The sequence below is a fragment of the Pseudomonas rubra genome (genome assembly GCF_028656935.1).
Lineage (GTDB): Bacteria > Pseudomonadota > Gammaproteobacteria > Pseudomonadales > Pseudomonadaceae > Aquipseudomonas > Aquipseudomonas rubra.
Window position 1 is genome coordinate 86,891 of sequence record NZ_JAMDGZ010000027.1, and the last position, 16,399, is coordinate 103,289.

The 16,399-nt window shown below is 61.1% G+C and carries 17 protein-coding genes; 9 read left to right on the forward strand and 8 right to left on the reverse strand.

Translation table 11 applies throughout. The features are described 5' to 3' along the window. Genes M5G17_RS13875 through M5G17_RS13900 form a run of 6 tightly spaced genes read left to right on the forward strand, consistent with a single transcriptional unit; the run spans position 1 to position 4,532 of the window. Positions 1-591 (forward strand): TerD family protein, encoded by a 591-nt coding sequence (locus M5G17_RS13875; protein WP_273893470.1) that lies wholly within the window; start codon positions 1-3, stop codon positions 589-591. Beyond that, positions 588-1,769: a TerD family protein gene (locus M5G17_RS13880; protein ID WP_273893471.1), complete on the forward strand. Its 1,182-nt coding sequence runs from the start codon at positions 588-590 to the stop codon at positions 1,767-1,769. Before M5G17_RS13875 ends, M5G17_RS13880 begins: the two co-directional genes overlap by 4 nt. 49 nt (positions 1,770-1,818) lie before the next feature. Continuing rightward, positions 1,819-2,268 (forward strand): tellurite resistance TerB family protein, encoded by a 450-nt coding sequence (locus M5G17_RS13885; RefSeq protein WP_273893472.1) that lies wholly within the window; start codon positions 1,819-1,821, stop codon positions 2,266-2,268. A gap of 11 nt (positions 2,269-2,279) precedes the next feature. Then, the gene (locus tag M5G17_RS13890; RefSeq protein WP_273893473.1) at positions 2,280-3,311 is read left to right on the forward strand and encodes a TerC/Alx family metal homeostasis membrane protein; all 1,032 of its coding nucleotides are present in this window, start codon (positions 2,280-2,282) and stop codon (positions 3,309-3,311) included. Between the two features lie 31 nt (positions 3,312-3,342). After that, positions 3,343-3,918: a TerD family protein gene (locus M5G17_RS13895; protein ID WP_273893474.1), complete on the forward strand. Its 576-nt coding sequence runs from the start codon at positions 3,343-3,345 to the stop codon at positions 3,916-3,918. A gap of 35 nt (positions 3,919-3,953) precedes the next feature. Further along, positions 3,954-4,532 carry a TerD family protein gene (locus M5G17_RS13900; RefSeq protein ID WP_273893475.1) on the forward strand — a complete coding sequence of 193 codons (579 nt, stop codon included), beginning with the start codon at positions 3,954-3,956 and terminating at the stop codon, positions 4,530-4,532. A 66-nt stretch (positions 4,533-4,598) separates the two neighbouring features. On the opposite strand, the gene M5G17_RS13905 is transcribed toward M5G17_RS13900, so the two are convergent. The 4 genes from M5G17_RS13905 to M5G17_RS13920 form a co-directional block, all read right to left on the reverse strand. Then, positions 4,599-5,855 (reverse strand): VWA domain-containing protein, encoded by a 1,257-nt coding sequence (locus M5G17_RS13905; RefSeq protein ID WP_273893476.1) that lies wholly within the window; start codon positions 5,853-5,855, stop codon positions 4,599-4,601. A gap of 159 nt (positions 5,856-6,014) precedes the next feature. Continuing rightward, positions 6,015-8,228, reverse strand: a complete 2,214-nt coding sequence (locus M5G17_RS13910) for a TonB-dependent receptor (protein ID WP_273893477.1) — start codon at positions 8,226-8,228, stop codon at positions 6,015-6,017. 131 nt (positions 8,229-8,359) lie between these two features. Continuing rightward, complete coding sequence (locus M5G17_RS13915; protein ID WP_273893478.1) at positions 8,360-9,613, reverse strand: ankyrin repeat domain-containing protein; 1,254 nt, start codon at positions 9,611-9,613, stop codon at positions 8,360-8,362. A 53-nt stretch (positions 9,614-9,666) separates the two neighbouring features. Beyond that, entirely contained in the window at positions 9,667-10,563 is an 897-nt protein-coding gene (locus M5G17_RS13920) for a DMT family transporter (protein WP_273893479.1), read from the reverse strand. A gap of 97 nt (positions 10,564-10,660) precedes the next feature. Between M5G17_RS13920 and M5G17_RS13925 the strand changes: the two genes are divergently transcribed. After that, positions 10,661-11,542: a LysR family transcriptional regulator gene (locus tag M5G17_RS13925; protein ID WP_273893480.1), complete on the forward strand. Its 882-nt coding sequence runs from the start codon at positions 10,661-10,663 to the stop codon at positions 11,540-11,542. 48 nt (positions 11,543-11,590) lie between these two features. Then, positions 11,591-12,274, forward strand: a complete 684-nt coding sequence (locus tag M5G17_RS13930; RefSeq protein ID WP_273893482.1) for a peptidoglycan DD-metalloendopeptidase family protein — start codon at positions 11,591-11,593, stop codon at positions 12,272-12,274. A gap of 6 nt (positions 12,275-12,280) precedes the next feature. On the opposite strand, the gene M5G17_RS13935 is transcribed toward M5G17_RS13930, so the two are convergent. After that, positions 12,281-12,928 carry a TetR/AcrR family transcriptional regulator gene (locus M5G17_RS13935; protein WP_273893483.1) on the reverse strand — a complete coding sequence of 216 codons (648 nt, stop codon included), beginning with the start codon at positions 12,926-12,928 and terminating at the stop codon, positions 12,281-12,283. A gap of 102 nt (positions 12,929-13,030) precedes the next feature. Here M5G17_RS13935 and M5G17_RS13940 point away from each other — a divergent pair, with 102 nt between their 5' ends. Next, a complete protein-coding gene (locus M5G17_RS13940) occupies positions 13,031-13,462 on the forward strand; it encodes a hypothetical protein (protein WP_273893484.1) in 432 nt (143 codons plus the stop codon). Here the strand turns inward: M5G17_RS13940 and M5G17_RS13945 are convergent. The 3 genes from M5G17_RS13945 to M5G17_RS13955 all read right to left on the reverse strand — a co-directional run bounded on the left by M5G17_RS13945 (position 13,449) and on the right by M5G17_RS13955 (position 16,354). Continuing rightward, positions 13,449-13,859, reverse strand: a complete 411-nt coding sequence (locus M5G17_RS13945) for a hypothetical protein (RefSeq protein WP_273893485.1) — start codon at positions 13,857-13,859, stop codon at positions 13,449-13,451. The genes M5G17_RS13940 and M5G17_RS13945 overlap by 14 nt on opposite strands. A gap of 120 nt (positions 13,860-13,979) precedes the next feature. Further along, entirely contained in the window at positions 13,980-15,278 is a 1,299-nt protein-coding gene (locus tag M5G17_RS13950) for an NAD(P)/FAD-dependent oxidoreductase (RefSeq protein ID WP_273893486.1), read from the reverse strand. Then, positions 15,275-16,354 carry a polyamine ABC transporter substrate-binding protein gene (locus M5G17_RS13955; RefSeq protein ID WP_420793397.1) on the reverse strand — a complete coding sequence of 360 codons (1,080 nt, stop codon included), beginning with the start codon at positions 16,352-16,354 and terminating at the stop codon, positions 15,275-15,277. Before M5G17_RS13955 ends, M5G17_RS13950 begins: the two co-directional genes overlap by 4 nt. Between the last annotated feature and the right edge of the window lie 45 nt (positions 16,355-16,399).

The window sequence follows — 16,399 nt, forward strand, 5'->3', positions numbered from 1 at the left end:
ATGGCACTGACCCTCAGTAAGAACCAAAGCATTTCCCTGGAGAAAACTGCTGGTAGCGGTCTGACCGCCATCAGCCTGGGCCTGGGCTGGGACCCGGTGAAAGCCGGTGGTTTCTTCGGAAAATTGCTTGGCAGCAACGACGAAATCGATCTTGATGCATCCTGCATCGTTCTCAATGGCGACTTGCAGCCCATCGACCTGGTCTGGTTCCGTCAGCTCAAGTCTCGGGATGGTTCGATCCAGCATTCCGGCGACAACCTCACCGGTGAAGGTGAGGGTGATGACGAGAGCATCAAGGTCGACCTGCAGCGCCTGCCGAGCGAGGTCAAGTACCTGGTGTTCACCGTGAACAGCTTCCGCGGCCAGACCTTCGACAAGGTCGAAAATGCCTACTGCCGTATCCTCAAGCAGTCCAACAACAATGAGCTGGCGCGTTTCAACCTGCGTGAGAAGGGCGGCCACACCGGTGTGGTCATGGCCTGCCTGACCCGTTCAGCAGGCGGTTGGGAATTCAAGGCCATCGGTCAGTCCACCAATGGCCGTACTGCCGATGACCTGGTCAACCTGGCTGTTCAGGCGATACGCCCATGACAGCCCTGGTACCTGGCGGTAATGCGCCGGTTGCCACCGGCCAACTGCGGATCGAGATCAATTACTCGCCGATTCCCGGCATCGACATCGATGTGTCTGCCTTCGTCCTGACCGCTACGGGCAAGGTCCGTGGTGATGACGACATGTGCTTCTACGGCCAGACCAGCGTACTGGGCGGTGCTGTACAGCTGACCGAAGCCTCGGTGGGGCGTGCGCTGTTCAGCCTGGACCTGGGCCGTATGGACCCGCTCGTCGAGAAAGTCGCGCTGACAGCGACCATTTACGACAACAAGGCCAGCTTCGACAAGGTATCGACTTTGTCGTTGTCGGTCAGCGGTGGCCTGGACGCGCAGATCCCCACGGGGGGAATGAACGAAACGGCGCTGATCCTCGGTGAGTTCTACCGACGTCAGGGCGCCTGGAAGTTCCGCTGCGTAGCCCAGGGCTTTGCCGGCGGCCTGGAGCCACTGGCCAAGCACTTTGGCGTTGACGTGGCCGCGCCGGCAGCCAGCCCGGCAGCGGCTCCTGTTCAGGCGCCGCCACCACCTGCGCCGACGGCGCCAGCGCCAGCAAAACCGTCGATCAACCTGAGCAAGGTCACCCTCGACAAGACCCGTTCGAGCATCAGCCTCGAAAAGACCGCTGCGGGCTTTGGCGAGATCAAGGTGAACCTGAACTGGAACCGGGGCAAGAGCGGTGGCTTTTTCAGCCGCAACAGCTCGATCGACCTGGACGTCGGCTGCCTGTACGAGTTGCAGGATGGTGAGAAGGGTGTGGTCCAGGCTCTGGGCAACTGCTTCGGCGAACTGGACTACCCGCCCTACATCCAGCTGATGGGTGATGACCGTACGGGCTCTGTGGCCGGTGGCGAGTGGTTGCACATCAATGGCCGCAAGTGGAGCGACATCCGCCGCATCCTGATTTTCGCCTTCATTTACGACGGCGCGCCCAATTGGCGGGCCACCGATGGTGTGGTGACGATCTTCGTCCCGGGCCAGCCCGAGATCGAAGTCCGACTCAATGAGGAGGGCGGCAGTCAGGGCATGTGCGCAATCGCCATGCTGGAAAACGACAATGGTGCGGTCAAGGTCAGCCGCCGGGTCGACTTCCACTCGCGTCACCGGGAAATGGACAAGGCGTACCACTGGGGCATGCAGTGGACTGCCGGATCCAAATGACAACTACGTTCAAGCGGGATCGAAAGATCCCGTTAATCAAGGGGATATGATGCTCGAATGGCTGAAGACAAACGCGGCGAAAGCACGCGAATCACTGACGACAGAAGTCGCCAAGTACAAAAACCGTACCTTCATGGTCGCTACCGCCAACGCCTGTGCGCTGATTTCGGCTGCCGATGGTGAAGTTTCCTCGGCCGAGAAGATGAAGATGACGGGCTTCATCAACAACTCTCCGGAGTTGAAGGTCTTCAACCTGATGGAGGTCATTCAGGAATTCAATGACGCCTGCGGCAAGTTCGAGTTCGATTTCAACATCGGGCAGGCCGAAGCCTTGAAGAACATCAGCAAGATCAAGAGCAAGGATGGCGAAGCGCGCCTGCTGGTGCGGGTGGCCTGTGCCATTGGCGCCTCCGATGGCGATTTTGATGACAAGGAAAAGGCGGCCTGCCGCCTGATCTGCCTGGAGCTGGGCTTGAACCCGGCTGATTTCGAACTCTAAGGACTGCTCACGTGGAAACTCAAATCGGCTTCCCTCCGCTGACCATAGGGGTCTTCGTCGGCTTGGCGCTCGCCGCCCTGCTGCTGGACATGGTCACCCATCGCGACGACAAGCCTATCACCCTGACCCGCGCCTCGATCTGGTCGGTGTTCTGGGTGGCGATCTCTCTGGCTTTTGCCGGTTTCCTCTACGTTCAGCACGGCGCAGAGGTTGCCAGCCTGTTCGTCACCGGCTATGCCCTGGAAAAAGTCCTGAGCGTCGACAACCTGTTCGTGTTCATGGCGATCTTTGCCTGGTTCAAGGTGCCGGACGGGCTGCGTCATCGCATCCTGTACTGGGGCATCATCGGCGCGATCGTCTTTCGCGGTGTATTCGTGGCGATCGGTACCGGGCTTTTGGCCTTCGGTCCGTGGGTTGAAATCATCTTTGCCCTGATTGTGGCCTGGACCGCGGTGATGATGCTCAGAAGCGGCGGTGATGACGAAGGTGAAGAGGACTATTCCCAGCACATCGCCTATCGCTTTGCGAAAAAACTCTTCCCGGTCTGGCCGAAACTGTACGGCCACAACTTCTTCGTCAGCCGCAAGAAGCTTGAAATTGAAGTGCAGAAGCCCGAGAACAAGGGCTTGAGCCTGGCTGCCAAGGGCGGGATCTTTGCCACGCCGCTGTTCCTGTGCCTGGTCGTGGTGGAAGTGTCGGACGTGCTGTTCGCCTTCGACTCTGTCCCTGCCGTGATTGCCGTGAGCCGTGAGCCGCTGATCGTCTATTCGGCCATGCTGTTCGCCATTCTTGGCCTGCGCACATTGTACTTCGTGCTCGAAGCCTTGAAGCGCTACCTGGTTCATCTGGAGAAGGCGGTGATCGTCCTGCTGTTCTTCATTGCTGCCAAGCTGGGCCTCAATGCTACCGACCACCTGTTCCACCACGGTATCAGCATTTCTCCGAACACCAGCCTGCTGATCGTCATGACCGTACTGGTCATCGGCATCCTGGCCAGCGTGCTCTTCCCTGAAAAAGAAGATGCGCAAAGCGAAAACTCGTAATCAGTAGCACCAACCACAAGGAGTTGTATCCATGGCACTGACTCTTAGCAAAGGCGGCAACCTGTCGTTGTCGAAAACAGACCCGAGCCTGACCAAGATCCTGGTAGGCCTGGGTTGGGATCCGCGCGCCACTGACGGCACCGAGTTCGATCTGGACGCTAGCGCCTTCCTGCTGGGCGCCAACGGTAAAGTCCGCGGCGAAGCTGATTTCATTTTCTACAACCAGCTCAAGAGCGTTGATGGCTCGGTCGAGCACACCGGTGACAACCGCACCGGTGCTGGCGATGGTGATGATGAAGTGATCAAGGTCGACCTCAGCCGCGTACCGGCCGACATTGACAAGATTGCCTTCACCGTGACCATCCACGATGCCGACGCGCGCAAGCAGAACTTCGGTCAGGTTGGCGGTTCGTTCATTCGAGTCGTTAACGAAGTGACCGGTGCTGAAGTTGTCCGCTACGACCTGGCCGAAGATGCGTCGACCCAGACCGCGATGATCTTCGCCGAACTGTATCGCAGCAACGGCGAGTGGAAGTTCCGCGCCGTTGGTGAAGGGTATGCCGGCGGCCTGCGCGCCCTGGCCAATAACTACGGTATGAATTTCTGATTGCCCCTACACCTACCTGATCAAGGAATATCGCAATGGCTGTAAGTCTGTCCAAAGGCGGAAACGTCTCGCTGTCCAAAGAGGCCCCGGGTCTGAGTGAAGTCATCGTCGGCCTGGGCTGGGATCCACGTGTCACCGACGGTACCGAGTTCGACCTGGATGCCTCGATTTTCATCGTTGGTGAAAATGGCAAGGTGCTGAACGACAGCAGCTTCATTTTCTACAACAACAAGCTTTCCGCCGACGGTTCGGTCGAGCACCTGGGCGACAACCGCTCCGGTCAGGGCGAAGGTGACGACGAGCAGGCCAACGTCAAGTTGACCAGCCTGGCTGCCGATGTGAAGAAACTGGTCTTCGCAGTCACCATCCACGATGCCGAAAGCCGCAAGCAGTCCTTCGGCCAAGTGTCCAACGCCTACATTCGCGTCATCAACAAGGCTGATGGCAAGGAACTGGCGCGTTACGACCTGTCTGAAGATGCTTCGACCGAAACCGCAATGATCTTCGGTGAACTGTATCGCAATGGCGAAGAGTTCAAGTTCAAGGCCATCGGCCAAGGCTTCGCCGGCGGCCTCAAGCCTCTGGCAGAAGCTCACGGTGTGAGCATCGGCTAACCCGCAAGGGTGAAAAAAAGCCCCGGCCTGTGCCGGGGCTTTTTGTTGCACCACATGGTGTCCTGGTTAGGCGATGATTCCTTTGGCGCCGGCCTCTTTCAACCAGCTTGGGAATTCCTCCATCAACTGGTCGTAGAGCGTCTCTTCGGAAATATCGTGCAGGTCATCCAGGGCAAAGAAACTGCAGTTGTCGACCACCCGTCCGCTCATGTCGTCGAGTTTTTCCAGGATCCCGTAACCGTGCCCGCCAATACCGACGAACTGCCAGAAGATCGGCAGCTTGGCGGCCTCGATCATCAGTTTGGTGATCTTGCGATTCTCGTGCACGCCACCGTCGCTGATGAACAAAACGTAAACCGGTGTACGGTCGCCCGACTGCTGATAATGGCGAATCAGGTGCTCCATGACCTTGGGCTCATCATTGATGCGGCTGCCCAGGTTCCACTTGCGCCAGCCATCGTTGTCGCTGTTGATGAAGTCCTGGTGGTTGGCCAGGGTGATCTCCGAGAGCTTTTGCGGCTTGGCACCGAAGGCCCAGCAATCGATGCAGCCATCGTCATCGAAATGCACGGCAAGCGGTAGCAACCGATTGACCACTTCCTGGACCCGACCTTTGGAATACTGGCCATTCATTGAGCCCGAGGCATCCAGCACCAGTGCGACACGTGCCTTGACCTGTTCGAGCTTGGCTTTCGCCAGGCTGACCTGGGCTTTTTTCGCCAAACTGACCAGGTGCGGGGCAGCGGCCGCGACTTTCTTCTCCAGCGAGAGGCTGGCCTGCACCGGGGCAGGGGCCGTAGCCGCCACTGGCTCGTCAGCAACTTCGCCGCCGAAGTGCCTGACCAATGCCGCCAGGCCCTGGTTGAAACCCTGCAGATTGGACGCCAGGCGCCACTGGCCATCCTTGCGGTAAATGTCCGCGAGCATGATGGCTTTCTCTTCGACAAAGGCACCGCCGTCGAACGGACAGGTGGCAACAGGCTGGCCGGACGCATCCTTGAGGGTAAAACTGCCTGTCTGGATATCGCGCATGCTGCCGGCGCCATCGATGGCGGCAGTGAACACCAGGCGATCGATCGAGGCGGGCAGAGCCGTCAGGTTCATCTTGAATTCACCGGCCCCTAGCAGTTTCACACTGGCGCAGGGAGAGTCCGGCTGATTGAAGAAGATCATGTAACGATCATCCGAGAGCTTGCCCTGGGCGTCTACGCCGAAACAGGCAAGATCAATGGTGCGCGGGGACTGGATGTTGACCGTAAGTGACAGGGCATGGCCCTGGATGAGGTTTGACAACGGCAACCGCTGTCCTTGGCTGATGTGCATACCTTGCTTCCTTGAATGTTCTGACGTGTGTCAGGTGCCGAACTCGATAGTATCGCGACAGCGGCTTTCAGGTCACACGCAGTACAGGAACGGAAATGTCGATAAGCAGGTTGCAAGCATGTGCATCAGCCCCGATCAAACGGGGCTGATGCACATGCCTTAGAACGCGTAGGTCGCCGAAAGAATTGCCGAACGCGCATCGCCATACTCGATGGCCGAAGAGCGCGCGTCGGTGCCGTTCTGCTGGCGCACACGCTCGACGTAATCCTTGTCGAACAGGTTGTTGACGTTCAGTTGCAGATCCAGGTCTTCGTTGACCCGGTACGCAACCATGGCATTGTGCAGCCAGTAGGCGTCGAGCTTGGCGCTGGTGCTGGAGGTCACGTTGCGTTCACTGACGTAGCGCGCGCCGTAGCCCAGGGTCCAGCCGGCAGGTAGCTCGTAGGTGGTCCACAGGTTCAGCGAGCGCGGCGGCGTGTTGCCCAGGGCCTGGCCTTCGCGGGCAATGCCTGCTGCGGTGTTGGCGGCCTTGAGGGTCTCGCTGTCGAGGAAGGTGTAGTTGGCGAACACATCCCACTGCTCAGTGATATGCCCGGTAACCCCGACTTCCACGCCCTGTACGCGCTGCTTGCCGGCCAGTTGGGTAGAGCCGTCGGCCATGGTTTCGCGGGCGTTGGTCTTCTCTACGCGAAACACGGCCGCGTCCAGTTCCAGGCGCTTGTCCAGCAACTCCCATTTGGTCCCCAGTTCCCAGGTTTCGTTTTTCTCCGGAGCAAGGTTTTCGGTGGCTGCACTCAGGCCGCCGCCGGTGGAGGCCAGGCTTTCCGCCGAAGGGTTGAACGAGTTGCCCCACGCCAGGTAGATACGGCCGTTTTCGGTGGGCTTGTAGACCAGCCCGGCACGGCCGCTGAGCTTCTCGTCGGTGGACTCGAAGTCTGAGGTGCGCACTTGGGCGGCGTCGTAGCCGTTGGCCTCGCCTTTGAACTTGTCATAGCGCAGGCCCAGGTTCAGGTCCCATTGCTCGTGCAGGGCAATGGTGTCGAACACATACAGCGCCTGGTTGGTAAGCTCGGTATCGGTGTAGCCGCTGGCGGCTTTGTTGGTCGGGCCCGACCAGTGCCCCGGCGGGTTGCTCAGGTCGTAGCCGTTGGCCGGATAGAGCGCGTTGCTCAGCCCGTAACCGTAGGTTTTCAGGTCCATGGTCTCGCGTGAGATTTCCATGCCGGTGACCAGGTCGTGACGCATGCCCAGCAGGTTGAAGTTGCTGATCAGGTTGGTCTGGTTGATCAACATTTCGGTGGTCGCATCGCGGCCGTAGCCCTGGGGGCCGGCAGGGCGATACCGGCCAGGGGGAACGCCGGTGGTGTTGACGTGGGACGCGGACACCGTGGTATCACGGGCAATATGGCTGTAGCGGGTCAGGTTCTGCAGGCGCAGGTTGTCGTTGAAGTCGTGCTCGAAGTTGGCGGTGAACGAGCTTTGCTCGATCTCTTCCTTGTCGAGGTTCTTCCAGCCGAAATAGTCCTCACGACTCACGCCGGCCAGGCGTTTGCCGTCCAGGGCCGGTACGCCGTAGTCGGGCAGGTTGTCGTCAACCTGGTGGAAGGCGCTCAGGGTCAAGCGTGTGGACTCGCTCAAGCCCAGGCGCAGCGATGGCGCGAGCCCCCAGCGCTCACGGTCGATCTGTTCGCGGCCGGCGACATCGTTCTGATGGCCCATGAGGTTGATGCGAAACGCGCTGTCCTGGCCCACGCCGTCCAGCGGCTGGTTGCTGTCCAGGGTCATGCGGTAGTAGTTGTCGGTGCCGACGCTGCCGCCCAGACGGGTAAAGGCCTGGTCCTGGGGCTGCTTGCTGATGATGTTGATGCTGCCGCCGGTGGTGCCGGCGCCACCGAACACCGAGTTGGGGCCCTTGATGACTTCCACCTGCTCGATATTGAAGGTGTCGGTACGGTTGGTCTGGGCGCTGTCGCGCAAGCCGTCGATCTGGATGTTGCTGTTGGCCGAGAAGCCGCGGATGTTGATGCTGTCGCCCGAGCCGCCACCGCCTTCACCGGCGTTGAAGGTGATGCCGGAGACGTTCGAGAGTACCTGGCGCAAGCTCAGGGCCTGCTGCTCCTTGATCAACTGGGCGGGCACCACGGTGATGGTCTGTGGGGTGTCGAGCAGCGAGGTTGTCGATTTGCTGGAGGCCGAGCGTTCGGTCTTGTAGTCACCGCTGGACCGGGCATCGATGTTGATGTTGCCCAGCTCCAGGGGCGTGCTGGAAGACTTCTCGGCGAGTGAATAGCTCGATGCCGAGGCAACGGCGAGGCCCAGTGCGGAGGCCATGAGGGAATGAGATGAACGGTTGCGGGCGAGTTCGCAAGTCATTGTAGGTGCCACCCAAGGGAAAATAAATTCAAGTGTTTATGAGAATTATTAGCAGTTACTCGCTAATGATAATCTCACGCCTTGCATTCCTTTCGGTAATAGGTGTTTCCTAATATTTCGTTACCCGTGCCTCAGCGCAGCAGCCTGCGGGACAAGGTGTCGATGCGCTCTGCTTCGGCCAGATAATCTGCGGCACTGAGATTGCTGAACAGCTTGCCGGCCTTGACCCGCTTGGCATCGCGTCGGAGCTGCTCGGTGCGCTCGAGCAGTGCTTGGTGCAACGCCTGGGCGCTGGACTGTGAGGCCTCAAGCAGCGGCTTGGCCATGACCTCGGCGCTTTGCAGGTGGCCCTGGGCGGCGGCGCTGAGTACGGCATTGGGGTCGCTGTGGGCGCCCTTGTCGAGCAAGCGCAAGGCCAGAGCCGGGGTCACCTGGGCCGCACCAATCTGCAGGGTGTCGACTTGTACCGGGACACCCTGGTCTAGCAGCCAGTCGGCGGCCTCCAGGTGCCCACGCTGCAGGCAGCACTCCAGGCTGGTGTTGTGCCCGCGCAGTGTCTCGGCCAGGTCGCAGCCGGCTTGTCGCAGTGCGTGCAGGCGTGGGATATCGCCTTGTTCGGCGGCATCGAGCATGGCCAGCTGGCGCAGGCGTGGCTGAGCGGCGAGGCTGCCATCGGCCAGGGCCGGGCGCCAGTCAAGAATGCGCTGGCGCAGTAGCGCCTCCAGGCGGGCCTTCAGGGCCGTCCCCGCCTCACCGGCAGTGTCCAGTTCATCCAGCGCTTCAAGCAGCTCGCCGGCGCTGCTGTATTCGGCTTCAGGATCGAAGGGGTCTTCTTCATAGACAAGTTCGCGGAACAGTGCGCCGACATCATCGGCCAGGCGCGCGAGGCTGTCGTGGTGCAGGCTGCCTGTCCAGGCTGGCGGCAGCCCGCGGCTCCAGGCGATCACTGCCCCGTGGTCAGGGCCCGGGGTGACACAGACGTAAAGGCGCTCCAGGTACTCGAAGCCGCCGAATGGCAGGTAGTCGAGCTTGCCGCTCCACTCACGGCCTTGTTCCACCGCCGCTTGTTCGGCTTGTACCCGCTCATGCTCGATCCAGCCCCACAGATCGTGGTAGCCATCACTGTCGGGATAGAACAGCTCGCTGAAGGAGAAGGGGTGACGGTGGCCGTCGTAGTCCACCTGCAGGTCATAGCCGACACGGCCGCCAAGGCAGGTTTGCCACAGCTGCAGCAGGCCTTGGGGCACCGGGCCGGCCAGGTGGGCTTCGAGCCGGGCCAGAGTGGCCGGGTCGATGGGCGGTTGGCTGTCAAAGATCACGCAGCCTTCAAACAGGGCCAGTTTATGGGCCTGCATCAACTGGCGCTCGGCGGGGGAGAGTTCCATTCGTGGTCCACCTTCGGGTTGGGGCGCAGACTGTACCACGCGCTGAATCTGCACTAGTTGACCGTCGCCCGTACCAGGTTGATCAGCAGGATGCCGAGGATCACCAGGGCGCCGCCGAGCAGCATCGGCGTGGTCAGGCGTTCGCCCAGCAGCAGGGCGCCGACGACCACGGCGGTCAGTGGGTTGAGGGCGATGAAGCTACCGGCGCGGGTCGCGCCAATGGTGCTGATGGCGTCGTAGTACAGCACGTAGGCCAGGGCCGACCCCAGCGCTCCCAGGTACACCAGGCTTGCCAGGTCGCGCGACGACAGCAGGCGCAGTGCGCTCATGCTCAGGCTGCCATTGATAAGGGCGTGTACACCGAGCATTGCTGCCCCGGCGAATACCGCATAGGTCACGGTAGGCAGCGCACCAATCTGCTTCACCAGGCGTGTGCAGAACACACTGAAGATCACCCAGCTCAGCACGCAGCCGAAAATCAACGCATCGCCGATCCAGTTGCTTTGGCCGATCGCCCCGGGCGCCTTGGCCAGTACCACTGCGGCGGCGCCCAGCAGACACAGCGCAACGCCGAGCAGTTGAGCTCGGCCAAGGCGTTGCCTGAAGCACAGGTAGGCGACGAGCGCCATGACCGCAGGGTTGGTCGCCACGATCAGTGAGGCCCTTGAGGCATCGGTGTAGTGCAGGCCATGGAAGAAGAACAGGGTGTAGGCATAGATGCCGGAAAAGCCCAGGCCGGCGATCTGCAAGGCCTGTACGGTGTTTACCCGGACCAGGCGTTGTTTCAGGATCAGGAAGATCAGCAGCACCAGGCTCGCCAGGGTAAAGCGCAAGCTGCCGAGCAACAGCGGATCGAGACCGCTGGCAAGGACACGGCCGGCGACGAAAGTACCGCCCCAGATCATCGAGACCAGCGCGAGTTTCAGGTAGGTGCAAAGGTTGGATGGCATGGGTGGCCCTGGCTGACGACGAACAACGAATTCGCCATACTGGTCCGAATGCCAACTCATAGGGAAATGAGCAAACGCTCATGGGATGTTGCTGTCGATGACCTTGACCCAACTGGAGATTTTCGCCGTCGTTGCCGCGCGCCAAAGTTTCACCCTGGCGGCTGCGCAACTGAACATCTCGCAATCCGGTGTGTCCCACGCCGTTCGTGCCCTGGAGCAGGAACTGGGTGTGGCGTTGTTCGAGCGTCGGCAGGCGCGGATCGAGCTGAGCGACATCGGCACGCGCCTGTTGCAGCGGGCGCAGGCCATGCTTGGCCTGGCCGAGACCATGCGCCAGGAAGCGCTGGATGCACGGGGGATGAAGCAGGGTACGCTGCGTATCGGCTCGTTCGGGCCGACGGCCTCGGTGCGCTTGCTGCCGGCGATCCTGGCGGCCTACCGCCGGGCGTATCCCGGTATCGAGGTGCATGTCGACGAGGGCCCGGATCGCCAGGTGCGGCAATGGTTGCTGGAGCGGCGCATCGATGTCGGCTTTGTGGTGCTGCCTGAAGAGCCGTTCGACACCTACCCGCTGCTGGAAGATCAAATGCTCGCCCTGATGCCCAATGACCATGGTCTGGCGCAGCAGCCTGCTGTGCGCCTCGAACAGCTCTGCCACGACCCGTTCGTGCTGACTGAAGCCGGTTCCGCCGAGATCGTTTCGCGGTTGTTTGTCGCCGCCAAACTACAGCCGCGCATTCGTTATCGCACCTCGCAACTGCTCAGCACCCTGGCAATGGTTGCCCGTGGCGAAGGGCTGAGCATCGTCGCCGAATCGTCCTTGCCGCTGGGCGTGGCCCGGGATCTGGCCTTGCGTGCGCTCGATCCGCCGGTCAAACGCGTGGTCGGCCTGGCGGTTGTCGATGAGCGCATCATCTCGCCAGCGACCCGGGCGTTCATTGAACTTGCACGGACTTTGCCGCGTAACACTGCGGACTGATTTATAGTAGGCGCCTCGTTAATGGCGTCTCCGGGAAAAGGAAGTGGTGTGTTTTTCAGGTTTGTTCTGATCGCCGTAATGTTGGCGATGTCCGCATGTAGCTCACATTCCCCATCCCCCGCTGCCTCCGCCAACAAAGTCGCGGCGGGCACCTACAAGGTCAAGCGCGGCGATACCTTGTATTCGATTGCCTCGCGCCATGGCTGGAGCTTCAAGGAGCTGGCGCGCTACAACGGCATCAGTGCGCCCTATGCCGTGAATGTCGGCCAGACCATCCGCTTTGGCGGCGCGAAAACCACCACGCAGACCCGCACCAGCACGGCCAGCAAGGCCCGACCGGTGGCTGCGACCACCAAGGTGACCTTGAGCGGCTGGGCCTGGCCGATACAGGGCACGGTGATCCGCCGCTTCTCGGCCGCCGACAAGCTCAACAAGGGCATTCGCATCGCCGCCACCCAGGGCCAGCCGGTATTCGCAAGCCTGGCCGGCAAGGTGGCGTTTGCGGTGAATATCCGCGGCTATGGCAACCTGATCATTCTGCAGCACGGCACCTCGCACGCCAGTGTCTATGGCCACAACAGCAAGCTGTTGGTCAAGGAGGGCCAGACCGTCAGCAAAGGCCAGAAGATCGCCGAAGCCGGCGACCTGGATACCGACCGCGTGCAGCTGTACTTCGAGATCCGCCAGAATGGCAAGCCCATCGACCCGCTCAGCGTACTGCCGGCGTCTTGAGGGCGCTCAGGCAGAGCCTTGCAGGTACTGGGCGATGATCTTCACGCTCAGTTGCAGGCGCTGCTCGATGAGGGCCGGGGGCGGGGTGTAGTCCGGCACGCTGACGGCCTTGAGGAACAGGTCGGCCTTGAGCATTTCCAGGAACTGGCAGGCGATCACGCCGAGGGTACCAAGGTCGGCCTGAACGTCTTCCAGCTGCGCCAGCTGTGCCGCCAGCAACTGGTAACTGCGCTCGGGTCCCAGCCTGTAGAAGGCCTCGCCGATTTTCGGCAAGCGCGGTGCCTCGGCCACGACCAGGCGGTACAGGCCAATGGTGCGCGGGGCCAGCAGGCTATGCACAAACCGCCGACCGTAGTGCTCGAGCACGCCATGGATCGAGTCTTGCGGCACAGTGCCTTCGCCAGGGGCCTGGAAGATCTCCTCGATCATGCGCTCGATCACGGCGGCGAACAGGCCTTCCTTACCGCCGAACGAGCTGTACAGCGTTCCCCGTGAGCCACCGGCCTGATCGATGATCATGTCCAGGGTGGTGCCTTCGAAGCCGTGTTCGAGAAAGGTCAGGGTGGCTGCCTCGATCAGCGCATGACGGCGTTGGCGCCCGCGTTCAGTCAGGCGCGGGCTGGCCTTGGTGGCCTTTTGTGCTGCTGTGCTCATGGATTATGTCCGTTACTTAACGAGAGCTTTTCTCGTTTGAGTTGATCTTTGTCGATTAAAGTGTATCGTACAGTACAGTACAGTATTAAATCGAGGTGTGCGATGAAACTCAACGAATTGGTTCTGTTCGATGCCGGGGAATTTCCGCTGGTTCACGTCACGTCCATGCCCGCGTGTCTGGAGGAGGTGGAGCGCTGGATTATCGAGGTTGAAGCGTTGCTGCTGATCAAGCGCGAGTTTGTCCTGGTCTATCCACCATTGCCGCCATCGGCAGAGGAGGACCTGCAAGCGCGCAAGCGTCTGGTGCTATGGCTCAAGGTGAACCGGCAGTGGCTGGCATCGCTGTGCCGGGGAATGGTCCTGACGGCAACTGAACAGCCGGGCAACCTTGCCCAACTGACCGGCTTGGCGCCGGTGCTGGCGGCGGTGTATGGCGTGCCGGTGCAGGCCGTGCCGGGAGCGGCACTGGCCCATAACCTGGCCTTGAGCCTGCTTACCACAGGTCATCGTGTAACTGCACCTATTGATACTTGATGACGATGCCTTTGAGCTTGCGGCCTTCGATGGTGCGGATGTCGCGGTCCCACAACGGGCCACTGACATAGGCTGACACCGGCTGGATGCGGTCATAGACCACCACCACGGCATCGCCGCCAATGCTGGCGGCCTGCTCGCGCAGCTTCTGCTCGACTTCGCTGATTGGCGGTGGCGGCTCGACACTGGCATCGACGACGATTTCACCCAGGCGGGCATGAGGCCGGGTCGGCTCGCTGCGCAGCACTTCGACAGTGGCTGCACTGGTGGGGGCAGCATGGGGTGCACCGACATATTCGGTGGTGCGCGCATCGATGTTGGCGCAACCGGCAAGGGCCAGTAGCACTGCGCCAAGCAAGCAGTTCCGACCTGGGTAACGCTTGAGAGCTGCAATCATCCTTCGATTCCCTCCGAAGCCTGTGAGGCACTGAAACAAAGACTTAACTGAAAATAGCCGTAATTGAGTCAGCCGCAAGCCAGCGCAAGGAAAAGAAGGATGTTTGTCCCGGCCGAGGCCTCAGCCAAGTACCTCGCGCAGGCGGTACCAGAACATCCCCAATGCCAATAGTGGCGAACGCAGGGCCTTGCCACCCGGGAAGGTCAGGTGCGGCACTGCGCTGAACACATCCAGGCCCTGGCTGTGGCCGGCATGAATGGCCTCGGCCAGCAACCGCGCGGTCCAGTGGGTGACGTTCAGGCCGTGTCCACTGTAGCCCTGGGCGTAGTACACGTTTGGGTGCTGCAGCAGGCGGCCGACCTGGGGGAAACGATTGGCGGTGATGCCGATCTTGCCGCCCCACTGAAAATCGATGCGGGTATCCGCCAACTGCGGGAACACCTTGAGCATCTTCGGCCGCATGTAGGCGGCGATATCCTGTGGGTCGCGTCCGGAGTAATGGCAGGCGCCACCGAACAGCAGGCGTCGGTCGGCAGACAACCGATAGTAGTCAAGGCCAACCTTCTGGTCGCACAGCGACAGGTTCTGCGGGATCAATTGCTCAGCCTGTGCCGGTGACAAGGGCTCAGTGGCGATGATGTAGCTGCCAGCGGGCAGTACCTTGCCGCTCAGGCGTGGTTCCAGTTCGTCCAGGTGAGCGTTGCAGGCCAGCACCAGGCTGCCGGCGCACACTGTGCCGTGGCGGGTGCGTACCTGCACGCTGGCGCCATGGCTGATCTCCAGCACCGGGCTCTGCTCGAACAGGCGCACGCCCAGGGCCTGGGCCACGCGCGCCTCGCCCAGGACCAGGTTGAGCGGGTGTAGGTGGCCCGAACCACGGTCGATCAGGCCGCCGGCATACAGGTTGGAAGCGACCACCTGATGCATTTGCTCGGGCCCGACCAGTTGCGTTTCATGGCGATAGTCCAGCTCGGCCAGGCTTTGTTGTTCGGCGCGAAAGGCGGCGAACTGTGCCGGGGTGTTGGCCAACTCGCAAAAACCCCAGCGCAGGTCGCAATCAATGGCGTGTTCGCGGATGCGCTCGGCCACCACTTCGACCGACTCGATCCCGGCGCGCTGCAGGTACTTCACCCCGTCCTGGCCGACATAGCGGGCGAAGCCTTCGACTTCATGGCCGATGCCTCGAATCAGTTGGCCACCGTTGCGCCCGCTGGCGCCCCAGCCGATGCGCCGGGCTTCCAGGAGGATCACCGAGAGCCCGCGCTGGGCCAGTTCGATGGCGCTGTTGACGCCGGTAAAGCCACCGCCGATCACGCAGACATCGGCCTGCAGGTCGGCGCCCAGGGCAGGGTAGGCCGCCTGCGTGTGGGCCGTGGCGCTGTAGTAGGAGCGGGCATGTTCACAGGTGTGCTGGTTCATTTGTTCGACTTCACTTTGCTCCAGGAGCGGGTCATCAGGCGCATGATCGCCGGCGTCGGGGTGTTGGAGACATACAACTTGTCCAGCACCGCTTGCGGCGGGTACACCTCGGGGTTGTTGACCAGAACGGCGTCCATGTATTGCTTGGCCGGCGGGTTGGCATTGGCGTAACCGACCACGCCGCTGACCTTGGCGATCACCTTCGGCTCGAGCAGGTAGTTGATGAAGGCATAGGCTTCTTTCGGGTTACTGGCGTCGGAGGGAATGGCCAGCAGGTCGAACCACAGGTTGCTGCCTTCCTTGGGAATGGCATAGGCGATGTTGACGCCGTTGTTGGCTTCCTTGGCGCGGTTGGCGGCCTGGAACACGTCGCCCGAATAGCCGAAGGCTACGCAGATATCGCCGTTGGCCAGGTCCGAGACGTATTTGGAGGAGTGGAAATAGGTGATATAGGGGCGCAGGGTCAGCAGTTTGGCCTCGGCTTCCTTGTAGTCTTCAGGCTTGTTGCTGCGCGGGTCCTTGCCCATGTAGTTGAGGATCGCCGGGAACAGTTCGTCGGCCGAATCCATGAACGACACGCCGCACTGGCTGAGTTTTTTCAGGTTCTCGGGCTCGAACATCACCGCCCAGGAGTCGATGTGATCGACGCCCAGTACCTGCTTGACCTTGTCGACGTTGTAGCCGATGCCGTTGGTGCCCCACAGGTAGGGCACCGAATGCAGGTTATTGGCATCGTTCTCCTGGAGGAACTTGAGCAGTACCGGGTCGAGGTTTTTCCAGTTCGGCAGCTGTTCTCGGTCGAGTTTCAGAAAGGCCCCGGCTTTGACCTGGCGGGCCAGGAAGTGGTTGGAAGGCACCACCACGTCGTAGCCGGTACGACCGGCCAGCAACTTGCCCTCCAGGGTTTCGTTGGAGTCGAACACGTCGTAGATGACCTTGATACCGGTGCTGCCCTGAAAATCCGCCAGGGTGGTTTCGCCGATGTAGTCGGTCCAGTTGTACACGCTGACACTGGGCTGGGCCTGGGCCGCAGCGCTGACCAGCAGCGCCAGGGTTGCAGTTACGACTGTTTTCATGGGACGCATATCGACACCTTTTCGAATTGTTGTTTTCGATACTGC

Coding starts and splice junctions, on each gene's coding strand:
- M5G17_RS13875 (WP_273893470.1), top strand. CDS start 1: ATGGCACTGACCCTCAGTAAGAACCAAAGCATTTCCCTGGAGAAAACT.
- M5G17_RS13880 (WP_273893471.1), top strand. CDS start 588: ATGACAGCCCTGGTACCTGGCGGTAATGCGCCGGTTGCCACCGGCCAA.
- M5G17_RS13885 (WP_273893472.1), top strand. CDS start 1,819: ATGCTCGAATGGCTGAAGACAAACGCGGCGAAAGCACGCGAATCACTG.
- M5G17_RS13895 (WP_273893474.1), top strand. CDS start 3,343: ATGGCACTGACTCTTAGCAAAGGCGGCAACCTGTCGTTGTCGAAAACA.
- M5G17_RS13900 (WP_273893475.1), top strand. CDS start 3,954: ATGGCTGTAAGTCTGTCCAAAGGCGGAAACGTCTCGCTGTCCAAAGAG.
- M5G17_RS13905 (WP_273893476.1), bottom strand. CDS start 5,855: ATGCACATCAGCCAAGGACAGCGGTTGCCGTTGTCAAACCTCATCCAG.
- M5G17_RS13910 (WP_273893477.1), bottom strand. CDS start 8,228: ATGACTTGCGAACTCGCCCGCAACCGTTCATCTCATTCCCTCATGGCC.
- M5G17_RS13915 (WP_273893478.1), bottom strand. CDS start 9,613: ATGGAACTCTCCCCCGCCGAGCGCCAGTTGATGCAGGCCCATAAACTG.
- M5G17_RS13920 (WP_273893479.1), bottom strand. CDS start 10,563: ATGCCATCCAACCTTTGCACCTACCTGAAACTCGCGCTGGTCTCGATG.
- M5G17_RS13925 (WP_273893480.1), top strand. CDS start 10,661: ATGACCTTGACCCAACTGGAGATTTTCGCCGTCGTTGCCGCGCGCCAA.
- M5G17_RS13935 (WP_273893483.1), bottom strand. CDS start 12,928: ATGAGCACAGCAGCACAAAAGGCCACCAAGGCCAGCCCGCGCCTGACT.
- M5G17_RS13940 (WP_273893484.1), top strand. CDS start 13,031: ATGAAACTCAACGAATTGGTTCTGTTCGATGCCGGGGAATTTCCGCTG.
- M5G17_RS13945 (WP_273893485.1), bottom strand. CDS start 13,859: ATGATTGCAGCTCTCAAGCGTTACCCAGGTCGGAACTGCTTGCTTGGC.
- M5G17_RS13950 (WP_273893486.1), bottom strand. CDS start 15,278: ATGAACCAGCACACCTGTGAACATGCCCGCTCCTACTACAGCGCCACG.
- M5G17_RS13955 (WP_420793397.1), bottom strand. CDS start 16,354: ATGAAAACAGTCGTAACTGCAACCCTGGCGCTGCTGGTCAGCGCTGCG.